Origin of the sequence: Flavobacterium terrae (assembly GCF_900142035.1) — a bacterium.
Classification (GTDB): Bacteria; Bacteroidota; Bacteroidia; order Flavobacteriales; family Flavobacteriaceae; genus Flavobacterium; species Flavobacterium terrae.
The window spans coordinates 213,415-225,546 of sequence record NZ_FQZI01000004.1; the positions used below are offsets into that span (position 1 = coordinate 213,415).

Genomic DNA, 12,132 nt, shown 5'->3' on the forward strand with positions numbered 1-12,132 from the left:
TAAGATTATATAGTTATTTTTGTTCGCGTAAAAACACAACTTAATAATCATTTGAGTCACACTCAAATTCAACTACAAACAGTACAAAGACACTGATGAGAACAGATGCATTTGCTTTAAGACACATTGGTCCGAGAGAATCTGACCAACAACACATGTTCAAAACAATTGGCGTAAAAGATATGGACCAATTGCTTTACGAAACTTTTCCAGACGGAATCCGTTTAAAAGAAGATATCAAACTTGATCCTGCCATGACTGAATATGAGTATTTAACTCACATCACTCAGTTAGGTGCAAAAAATAAAGTATTCAAATCATATATTGGTTTAGGATACCACCCAGCAGTTGTTCCACCGGTAATTCAAAGAAACATTTTTGAAAATCCAGGATGGTATACTGCTTATACACCTTACCAAGCTGAAATTGCGCAAGGCCGTTTAGAAGCTTTATTGAATTTCCAAACTACAATCATTGAATTGACAGGAATGGAAATCGCTAACGCATCATTACTTGATGAAGGAACTGCTGCTGCAGAAGCAATGGCCTTACTTTTTGACGTAAGAACACGTGACCAAAAGAAAAATAATGTAAGTAAGTTTTTCGTTTCTGAAGAAATTTTACCTCAAACGTTGTCAGTTTTACAAACTCGTTCGACTCCATTAAATATTGAGTTGGTTGTAGGTAATCATGAAACTTTTGATTTTTCAGCTGATTTCTTTGGTGCAATTTTACAATACCCAGGAAAATTTGGTCAAGTTCATGACTATTCTCAATTTATAGCTAAAGCAGCAGAAAACGAAATTAAAGTAGCTGTTGCTGCCGATATTCTATCGCTAGTAAAATTAACTTCTCCAGGCGAAATGGGAGCTGCTGTTGTGGTTGGTACGACACAACGTTTTGGTATTCCAATGGGATTTGGAGGACCTCACGCAGGATTCTTCGCAACGAAAGAAGAATACAAGCGTTCAATGCCAGGCCGTATCATTGGTGTTTCTATTGATGTAAACGGCAACCGTGCTTTACGTATGGCATTAGGTACTCGTGAGCAACACATCAAACGTGAAAAAGCAACTTCAAACATTTGTACAGCTCAGGTGTTATTAGCAGTTATGGCGGGTATGTATGCTGTATATCACGGACCAAAAGGATTACAATACATTGCTAATAAAGTTCACGCTTCGGCAGTAACTACAGCAAAAGCATTGGCTTCTTTAGGAATCAACCAAGTGAACTCTGCTTTTTTTGATACGCTTTTAGTAAAAGCTGATGCGGAAAAAGTAAAAACGATTGCTGAGAAGAACGAATTCAACTTCTTCTACCCTAACAAAGACTGTGTTTCGATTTCTTTCAACGAAACGACTTCTATTGCAGACATTAATACTATTGTTGCTATTTTTTCTGAAGCAGCAGGTAAATCGGCAGTTCATGTTTCTGAATTAGCTACTGAAAATAATATTCAAAACAACTTAGTAAGAACTTCAAGTTTCTTACAACACGACGTATTCAATAACCACCATTCGGAAAGTCAGTTGATGCGTTATATCAAAAAATTAGAACGTAAAGATTTATCATTAAATCACTCAATGATTTCGTTAGGTTCTTGTACGATGAAATTGAACGCGGCAGCAGAAATGTTACCATTGTCAATGCCAAATTGGAATAGTATTCACCCATTTGCTCCAGCTGATCAAGCACAAGGTTATATGACCATGTTGAAAAAATTAGAGCAGCAATTGAATGTAGTAACTGGTTTTAAAGGAACTTCATTACAACCCAACTCGGGAGCACAAGGAGAATATGCTGGTTTAATGGCTATTCGTGCGTATCATATTTCACGTGGTGAAGGTCACCGTAACGTATGTTTAATTCCATCATCAGCTCACGGAACCAATCCAGCTTCTGCAGCGATGGCAGGAATGAAAATCATCGTTACTAAAACGACTCCTGAAGGAAACATTGATGTTGAAGATTTAAGAGCAAGAGCTATAGAACACAAAGACGATCTATCTTGTTTAATGGTAACGTACCCTTCTACTCACGGTGTTTACGAATCTTCTATTATTGAAATTACACAATTAATCCACGATAACGGCGGATTAGTATATATGGATGGAGCTAACATGAATGCCCAGGTAGGCTTAACAAATCCTGCTAGAATTGGTGCTGATGTTTGTCACTTGAACTTACACAAAACGTTTGCTATTCCTCACGGTGGTGGTGGACCTGGTGTTGGACCAATTTGTGTGAACGAAAAATTAGTGGACTTCTTACCTACTAACCCAGTAGTTGCAACTGGCGGAAAAGACGCCATTTCAGCTATATCTGCTGCGCCTTACGGATCAGCATTGGTATGTTTGATTTCTTATGGTTATATTACCATGTTAGGTGCCGAAGGATTACGTTCTTCAACAGAGCACGCGATTTTAAATGCAAACTACATGAAAGCACGTTTAGAAGAACATTACCCAGTTTTATATTCTGGTGAAATGGGACGTGCAGCTCACGAAATGATTTTAGATTGTCGTGAGTTCAAACAAAATGGAATTGAAGTGGGTGATATCGCAAAACGTTTAATGGATTATGGTTTCCACGCACCAACGGTTTCTTTCCCTGTAGCTGGAACGTTAATGGTTGAACCAACAGAATCTGAAGATTTAGCTGAATTAGATCGTTTTTGTGACGCTATGATTTCTATCAGAAAAGAAATTGCTGAAGCTACTGCAGATAATCCTAACAACCCATTAAAAAATGCTCCGCATACTTTGAGTATGTTAACAGCAGATTCTTGGGATTTACCATATTCAAGAGAAAAAGCAGCGTATCCATTAGAATACATTGCTGACAATAAATTCTGGCCTTCGGTACGTCGTGTAGATGACGCCTATGGAGACAGAAACCTAGTTTGTTCATGTGCTCCTATCGAGGCATACATGGAACACTAAAATTAAACTAATATCAAAAACCCTTTCAATATCGAAAGGGTTTTTATTTCATTACAATTTATGAAAGACATAGAAAATCAAGAAGATTTATACTTACTAGTAGATGAGTTTTATAAAAAACTGTTGGCCGACCCAAGCATCAGCTATATCTTTACTGATGTGGTTAAAATTAAAATCCTAGAACACTTACCCATCTTGGTTACTTTTTGGTCACAAGCCATTCTAGGTACTGGTGGTTACACTAAAAACCTAACTGAAATCCATTTAGACATAGACAAAAAAGAGCACCTTACACCAGAATTATTCAATATTTGGTTAGGACATTTCAATACCACTGTTGATGAATTATTTGCAGGACAAAAAGCAGAACAAATCAAAACACAAGCATTGAGCATTGCGACCATTATGCAAATCAAAATCATAAATAACAAAAAAGGCTAACCTGTGGTTAGCCTTTTTATTACTCTTTAATTAATTTCTTTATCATTTTCTGTTCACCAGAAATAATTTCTATTGTATAATATCCTTTAGCGAGTTTCTCAAGATTAAGTTCCTTCACAAAGCCACTAACTTGTAAAACTGATTTTCCTGAAACATCATAAACCTCAACTTTATCAACTATTGTATTATCTGCATAGGAAAAACTCAATACATCACTAACAGGGTTTGGATATAATTTAAAATCATTGAATTGATAAGTATAAGCATCTAGAGTAGCTTGTGACAACTTTACCACATAAACATCGTTACCCGTTGTACTATTATTGGCCACTGTGCCATTTGAAAAAGGATTGATCGCAAAATTTCCACTAGCAGAGTAACCCGTTATAAAAACATTATAATTATTATCTACAGAAATTCCCCAAGCATCCTCGTTGTCCATAGACCTCTGGCTTCCACCCCAAAGAAAAATACCTGAATCATCATAGCTTGCCGCGTAAGCATCTTTTGCCCCAAAACTAGAAATAGAAGAACTTGAAGTTGGATTCAAATATACTAAACTCGTAAAAGTTCCTGTAGTATAAACTCTTTCTGGATTTCCTTTTACGGCAATACAAGTTCCTCTATTATCAGAGCCAGTAGTTCCTCTAATTTGTTTTACCCAAACAAAAGCCGACGTTGAAGTATACTTTGCTATATAAGAATCGACCGTTCCAGTTCTATTTAAAACATCACCTCCTCCAGAACCAGTTGTATTAAAATCAGCTTGAGATCCTGAAAAAAAACCAGTTATATAAATATTATTATTAGCAGAAGCTACATCATAAACTCCATCATTTGAAGCAGAACCTAATGATCTCGCCCAAGAAAAATCACCATTAGAAGCCTCTAATACTTGAATAAAACCAGTGGTGTTTGTATTGTTATTACTGTATATTAAGTTACTAGCAGGACCTGGATTAAAATCAACAGATGTTCCAATAAATGTTCCAACAGTAACTACTTTGTTATCATCTGTTAGAGCAACACCATAAGGAATTTCGTCATAACCTGCTCCTGTGGTGTTTGACCAGATTCTTTCCCCATTGCTATTGTATTTGGCTACAAAAAAGTCATAATTTGCTGTAGCACCACTTCTGGTTAAAGATGTCCAAGTACTATTCAATCCTCCTAAGGTTGCCGATGCTGTATTAAAAAAACCTGTTGTATAAATATTTCCTGAAGCATCTGTAACAAGACCTAAAAAGCCTTCTGTACCACCACCAGAAAGATCTAAAACCCATTGCAAAGTTCCTGATGCATCCATTTTTAACAAAAACCCATCATAACCACCATTACTTGAAAAACCTCCATAACCTGTAAAAGTCACACTATTTTGATAACGTCCTCCTACGTAGATATTATCTGAATTATCAACAGTTATACGTTGCCCAAAATCAATACCAGTTCCTCCATACGTTTTTACCCAACCAAACACACCCGATGCATCTAATTTTAAAATAAATATGTCCCTACCACCCGTTGCATTTGCGGTTTGATTGAATGTTCCTACTCCGGGATCAAAATCTACTGTTCCAGAATATTCTCCAGTCAAATAAACATTTCCGTTAGCATCTGTTGCATTATCATACACATATAAATTTTGATTGTTACCTATCATTTTACCCCATTCATAATTAGGGGTTTGTGCGTTAACTTCAACAAAAACTAATAAAATTAAAAAGAGTAGTTTATTTCCCATAATCATTGTGTTTTTTAGAATTTGACTACTAAAATAGACCTAAGTACTATCATTACTCAGTCAGAACTTCTGAACGTACCTTTTTAACTTCTAAAAAGAAAAGCGACTCTATAGAGTCGCCTTTAAAACTTAGTATAAACTTATTTCTTAATGAATTGATGGTTCAAATACTCACCGTTAGTAGCTATTATTTTAAGTATATAAATTCCTTGAGACAGCGAAGAAACATTTACTGAATTATTAAAAAACTGAATGTTAATTTCTTGACCAGTATAGTTGTATAATTTCACTTCTTTAATTTCATTTTCAGACTCTATCTTTAAAACATCAGTTACAGGGTTTGGATAAACTCTTACCGTTTTCGAAATATCAAAACTAGAATTTGATAAACTTTGCTGACTCAATTTAGTTATAAAAATATCATTACTTCCATTTACATTTCCAGTAACCAACTGATCTCCCGCATAAGGCAGTGGATTCAAATCAATTTGCGTTGCATTAAAATAACCTGACAACAAAATATTATAATTATCATCTACATTTATACCCCAAGCATCGTCGTTATTATTGCTATTCGTAAAAGAAGCTCCCCAAGAATAATTGCCATTTGTATCTAGTCTAGCCACAAAAACATCACTAGTACCAGCAGTACTGCCATGGTTAGGAACACTTACCGTTGCTGCAGAAGGATCCAAATCTAAACCACCAAAACTATTGTAAGTTCCTACCACATAAACATTCCCTAAATTATCAACATCAATTCCACTGCCTTGTTCATTTGTTCCAGAACCAATACCTTGAAATGACTTAACCCATTGGTAATTACCTGCAATATCATATTTTGCCACAAACGCATCAAATCCAGAACCACCATTTGAATTTGCTATAACCCCTGGGCTAAAATTGCCTGAAGTACCTGCAAACCTTCCAGTAACAAATACATTATTCGCACTATCAAATGTTGCATCATAAGAAGCACATGCCGCTGTAGAATTTCCAAAAGCTTTCGCAAAAATAAATCCTGCAGACGAATCTATTACATATAATAAACCAGAGTCTGCATTTCCTACCGAACTTAAATTATAAATGGTTGAACCAGCAGTATCAAAATCAATTATTCCTCTAAAATAACCTGTAACTACAAGCTTAGTATCATCATCTGATAATTTTACACTATACCCAACATCATTGGAATTACTTCCAAATTTATGAGCCCACAATGTTGCTCCAGTGCTTGATAACTTCACAATTAAAAAATCATAAAATCCTTGTGCCGCATTTCCATAATTTGAAACCACTCCGGGACCTAATTCTGCTACACCACCATTATAACTTGCCGTTGCATATACATTTCCAACACTGTCTACATCGAGACCTAAAAAGAAATCTATTCCTGTACTTGACAATTTTTTATACCAAACTGGTGTCCCATCATCATCCATCTTCAACAAAAATCCATCATAATCTCCCATACTAGTTGTTGAACCCGCTGGTGCAAATGAAATTGAATTTTGAAATCTTCCGCTTACATAAACATTTTGAAAATTATCTACTACAATTCTCGATATTAAATCAATACCTGAACCTCCAAAAGTCTTTACCCAAATAAAATTTCCTTGAGAATCTAGCTTTAAAACAAAAGAATCCTGTTGACCAGCTGACGTTCTATTTTGCACTCCAGTTGCATCTGGATCAAAATCAATGGTTCCAACAAAATCCCCCACAACATATGCATTACCACTTGAATCGAATGCATTATCCCAAACTCTGATATCGTTTGTCCCTCCTATATGTTTTCCCCATTCAAATGCTGGTACTTGAGCAAAAATTGGCAAACTTAAAATTGAGGTAAAAAGAAATAGTAATACTTTTTTCATGTCTGACTTAATTTAGAATTTAAGACTAAATTAAGCTTGACCTATTTTTTAATTAATGAACAACTTCTGAATGAACTTTATCAACTTCTAAATAGACACTACATTAGCATTTCTAATATTTTATTCAGCTCTTCTTTTTTGTCTTTAGACACAGGAATTAGCGCATTATTTTCGAGTTCAATAGACGTCCCATCCTTTTTCACAATTCGTTGAAGGTATTTTAAATTCACTAAATAGGAACGATGCGATTTATAAAACATTTCACGATTTTCGAGCATATCAGTAAAATACTTGAGTGGTTTACTAATCAATATTTTTTTGCCGCTTGTTAAATAAAACTGCGTGTACATACTTTCAGCCTGTAAAAAATAAATATCATCTAGTTTTACAAACAAAACACCTTCCTCAACTGGCAAAGCAATTTTATTGAATTTTTCAGTTGTTAACGCATTCTTCAACTCAAACAATCGTTCTTGCAATTGATTTTGTTCTAATTTAATTTTAGCCTTTTCAACTGCATCAACTACTTTATTAGGTCGTAAAGGTTTTAACAAATAATCAATGGCCGAAAACTCGAAGGCTTTAATTGCATATTCACTATAAGCTGTGGTAAAAACTAATTCAAAATTAATCTCACTAGGATTTAAAAAAGAAAACAATTCCAATCCCGAATGGTTAGGCATTTCTATATCTAGAAAAACAATATCGACAGCATTTTTTTGTAGTACAGCAACACCCTCTAATAAATTGGTTGCCTCCATAACCTCATCAATATCAAAAACATATTCACTAATTATTGTTTTCAATAGCGATCTCGCTTTGCTTTCGTCATCAATTATAAGTGCTTTCATTTTACTTAAAAATTGGTAATGTTAGTATTACTTTTGTCCCTGTTGGCAAATTGTCATCATATAAATCGACAATTTCTAAACCAATTTTATTGCTAAATTTTTGATTCAACAATTCTAATCTATTCTGATTGGCATCGACAGCAAACGAAGTTCGTTTCTTGTTTTTATTTATTTCTGAACTTTTTACTCGACCCACTCCATTATCAACTACTTCACATCGTATAGTATCAGAATCGAGTAATTGAAAAGAAACATCAATTTTTTTATCTCCTTGTTTATGAAGCAAACCATGTTTTATAGCATTTTCAATAAAAGGTTGAATGATAAAAGAAGGAATTTCGATATTATCTAATAAGATATTTTTATCAATTGTAAACTCATAACTCAAGTCGTCTTCAAACCTGATTTTCTCTAAACTTAAATACAATTGCAACGTTTCAATTTCATCTTTTAATGATATGCTATCCAACTGACTATGTTCCAAATAACTTCGCATTAAATCAGCAAAATCACCCAAATAATTTGACGCCTGCTCTTTCTTGTTCAATAAAATATATTCCTGAATACTATTTAGCGCATTAAAAATAAAATGCGGATTCATTTGTGAGTTTAAGGCTTTTAATTGTGATTTTGCCAACTCAATTTTATAACGTTCTTTTTCTAGTTCAATATTTTTTTGATTCAGAATGTATCGAATTCTAATTCTGTAAAAACCGTAAATCAGTGCTAAAAGCAGCAAAGAGAACAACACAATATTTTTGGTTTTCTTCCAAAATACTTCTTCAATTTCAAAACTAAACCTAGACGATTTACTTACACTTCCATTCGCATCTTTTAAAAACACTACTAGTTCATAATTCCCAGCAGGCAAATTGGTATACTTGATTGTATTTTCAAAAAAAGAATTTTCTAGAGGAGCCGCATCGTACCCTTTTAACTGATAGACATACTTTAAATTACTTTTATTTCCGTGTAAAATTGTTTTTAAATGAAATTCTATCGTGTTGTTTTTATTGGCTAAAACAACTTTATTTTCAACCTGTTCAGAACCATTTACAATTACACTTTCAAAATTGATTTGAGGCAAAATTGGCACTTGCAAATCGTTGAAATTAAATTTCTGAATCCCCATTGCTGTGATAATATAAATTTGTTCCTCAATAACTTCAAAATCAAAAACGGCATTAGAAATCAATCCATTCGATTTCGTAAAATTGCTAAATTGTTTTTTTAATAAATCATATCGCTGAATCCCTTCGTTTGAAGCAATATAGACGTAATTATTCTGCTTAATTATTTTGTTTATTTTATCAGATATCAAGCCTTCCTTCTTACTAAACTTCTTTTTAAACCTGTCTTTTTCAAAAACACAAATACCATTATTCGATGCTATCCATGTTTCTTGATCCACCTCAATAATACTATTAGCAAAAACAGGGCGTTTTGAAACCTCAACCTTAGTGATTGTATTTCCTCTCTTAATTTCTAAACCTGTTGAAGAACCTATCCAAGTAATATCATTTTTCTCATCCTTGTAAACACAATAACTTCGAATGTCATAGTTTAAATTTGTAGCCTCTAGATTTTTTTCTAAGCAAAAAAGACCTCTTCGAGTTACAAAAAAGACCGAATCTGTTTTTTTTGATTCATACACATCATACTTATTGTATGTGTTTTCGGCAGCTTTTTGAGAGGAGAAAATAGTTTTATAGACCGAACTATTCACAAAAAACAGATCATTCTTAGGGATATAAAGTAATGATTCTATCTTTTTAAAATTTGAATTTACAATAGAGATGTTATTGTCTTTCAACTCGTAAACATTTCCTTTTACACCTCCAAAATAAACCACATTGTTTTTCTTCGTAATTTTTGATAAGTCATCATTCCCTATGATTGAATTATTAGAAAAATCGACAATTTTCATATTAGGAATTATGAGCATTCCTTTACCAAAAGTAGCTAGCCAAATATTTCCGTCATCGTCTTCTAAATATGACGAAATAAAATAATCTTGAAATAACTTTTTACCATTATAATTAGAAGAGCCATTTTTAGTAAAACAATAAATTCCATTATTGGAAGAAGCCAACCAATAGTAGTCATACTTTTCAGAAATGTAACTGATATAACTAATTGTTTCTTGAACAGGAACATTAAACTCGATTCGTTTAGAATCCCCATTCCAATTTTTATAAACAACAACAGGTTCTAAATTTGAAACTAAACTAACTACCCCTTTTTTAGATTGATGAACCATCAATATATTCTGGGTGCCTTTAGGTTCTTGTTTATAGGTTAAATGATCTCCATCAAACTTAAACACCTTGTTATTATCCCAAAAATAAATATTTCGGTCTTCGTCGATACTCATTTGGCAAGCGTCATTTCTATCAAAAGAATGACAAACTTTATAAGATCCATTTTTAGTTACTTTCAAAAGACTTTTACAGGAAATAATCAAATTATTATCGCTATCAAATGCTATATAAAAAACACTACTATTGTATTTTTTAGGAACTTGCCAGAAGAGTTTGATTTTCTTGTCCTCAATTTTAAAAATTTGGCCACTTAAATTAAAAAAGTAAATGTCGCCAAAGACATCTTTGGTTAAACCAAAAAGTGACAAATCATTAATAAGACTGGTTTCTATCCTTGAGAACTTTGTCCCATCATAATTGTACAAACCATTATTAGTAGATACCCAAATCGATTTGTCTTTATCTTGTAGTAAACTATAAATACTTACCCCTGCCAACTCCTCTTCTCCTACAACATAATGAGAAGGTTGCTGCGCAAAACAGGATAAAGTAATTAGTAAAAAAACAAATCTCAATAACATACGTAGTCAAATTTATAACAAACTGTGGCTTAAACAGTAATTACCTTTCGAAAATGCCGTTTGAACTTCTAAAATTATGCACCACAAAATACAGTTAATGAAAAAAAACACATAAATAAAAACAGCATTACTAATTTTATAACTTTTTATTTAGATTATTAGTAAAAATAAAGCAAACAAAGCGTATTACTAGTAATTAGTTAATATTATGGTTAATTTAGTGTAAACTTTATCTACACTTATGAATGTCCGAATTACTGGTTCTGGGAGCTACATCCCAACCGAAACTGTAACCAATAAAGATTTTGCCAAACACGTTTTTTTGAACGATGATGGCACCCCATTCCCTTTGCCCAATGAAACCATTACCGAAAAATTTCACGACATAACTGGAATCGAAGAACGCCGTTATGTTACTGACGATTTACTTACTTCAGACATTGCTACCATTGCGGCAAAAAAAGCCATTGCAGATGCTGGCATTGACCCTGAAGAGTTAGACTACATCATTTTTGCTCACAATTTTGGTAACGTAAAACAAGGCGCTATTCAAACCGACATATTACCGAGTTTAGCAACGCGTGTAAAGTATGATTTACGCATTAAAAACCCAAAATGTGTGGCTTACGATATGCTTTTTGGTTGTCCAGGATGGGTCGAAGGTGTGATTCACGCACAAGCTTTCATTAAAGCGGGCATGGCCAAAAAATGTCTAGTTGTTGGAGCCGAAACCCTATCAAGAGTAGTCGATTTGCACGACAGAGATTCTATGATTTATTCAGATGGTGCAGGTGCAACAGTAATAGAAGCTACCGATGAAGCAGGAGGAATTCTAGCTCACGAATCGGCGACATTTACGTATGACGAAGCCTATTACTTATACTTTGGCAATTCATTCAATAAAGACCATGATCCAGATGTGCGTTATATCAAAATGCACGGACGCAAAATTTATGAATTTGCTTTAAGCCAAGTTCCTAAAGCCATGGCAGCCTGTTTAGACAAAAGCGGCATAGATATTAGCGAAGTGAAAAAAGTATTGATTCATCAGGCCAATGAAAAAATGGACGAAGCCATCATACAACGCTTTTACAAAATATACAAACAAGACCCACCCGAAAGAGTAATGCCTATGAGCATTCACAAACTAGGAAATAGTAGCGTAGCTACTGTACCTACTTTGTATGATTTGATTGTAAAAGGCGAAGTCGAAAACCAACAGTTAAACAAAGGCGATGTGATTATTTTTGCCTCTGTAGGTGCGGGTATGAGTATTAATGCAATTGTATATCAATACTAGCTTCGACTGCGCTCAGCTACCATCGAGAGTCTCAGCTGCCTTCGACTGCGCTCAGCTACCATCGAGAACCTCAGCTATCCTATAAAATTTCATATAAAACCTCTCACTTTGAGAGGTTTTTTTATTATTGTCTTA

7 protein-coding genes are annotated in these 12,132 nt (G+C 33.9%); 3 read left to right on the forward strand and 4 right to left on the reverse strand.

The window, feature by feature from the left end; genetic code table 11:
- Positions 1–95: 95 nt before the first annotated feature.
- Positions 96–2,945 carry an aminomethyl-transferring glycine dehydrogenase gene (gene gcvP, locus BUC09_RS11600; RefSeq protein WP_073311756.1) on the forward strand — a complete coding sequence of 950 codons (2,850 nt, stop codon included), beginning with the start codon at positions 96–98 and terminating at the stop codon, positions 2,943–2,945.
- A gap of 60 nt (positions 2,946–3,005) precedes the next feature.
- Positions 3,006–3,386 (forward strand): group III truncated hemoglobin, encoded by a 381-nt coding sequence (locus BUC09_RS11605; RefSeq protein WP_073311757.1) that lies wholly within the window; start codon positions 3,006–3,008, stop codon positions 3,384–3,386.
- A gap of 19 nt (positions 3,387–3,405) precedes the next feature.
- Here BUC09_RS11605 and BUC09_RS11610 read toward each other — a convergent pair whose 3' ends face one another.
- The 4 genes from BUC09_RS11610 to BUC09_RS11625 form a co-directional block, all read right to left on the reverse strand.
- On the reverse strand, positions 3,406–5,127 hold the full coding sequence (locus tag BUC09_RS11610; RefSeq protein ID WP_073311758.1) for a T9SS type A sorting domain-containing protein: 1,722 nt from the start codon (positions 5,125–5,127) through the stop codon (positions 3,406–3,408).
- Positions 5,128–5,267: 140 nt separating this feature from the next.
- The gene (locus BUC09_RS11615; RefSeq protein WP_073311759.1) at positions 5,268–7,004 is read right to left on the reverse strand and encodes a T9SS type A sorting domain-containing protein; all 1,737 of its coding nucleotides are present in this window, start codon (positions 7,002–7,004) and stop codon (positions 5,268–5,270) included.
- A 98-nt stretch (positions 7,005–7,102) separates the two neighbouring features.
- The gene (locus BUC09_RS11620) at positions 7,103–7,855 is read right to left on the reverse strand and encodes a LytR/AlgR family response regulator transcription factor (protein ID WP_073311760.1); all 753 of its coding nucleotides are present in this window, start codon (positions 7,853–7,855) and stop codon (positions 7,103–7,105) included.
- A 1-nt stretch (position 7,856) separates the two neighbouring features.
- The gene (locus tag BUC09_RS11625; protein ID WP_073311761.1) at positions 7,857–10,697 is read right to left on the reverse strand and encodes a sensor histidine kinase; all 2,841 of its coding nucleotides are present in this window, start codon (positions 10,695–10,697) and stop codon (positions 7,857–7,859) included.
- Positions 10,698–10,938: 241 nt separating this feature from the next.
- On the opposite strand from BUC09_RS11625, the gene BUC09_RS11630 reads away from it, so the two are divergent.
- A complete protein-coding gene (locus tag BUC09_RS11630) occupies positions 10,939–11,997 on the forward strand; it encodes a 3-oxoacyl-ACP synthase III family protein (protein WP_073311762.1) in 1,059 nt (352 codons plus the stop codon).
- The last annotated feature ends 135 nt before the right edge of the window (positions 11,998–12,132 follow it).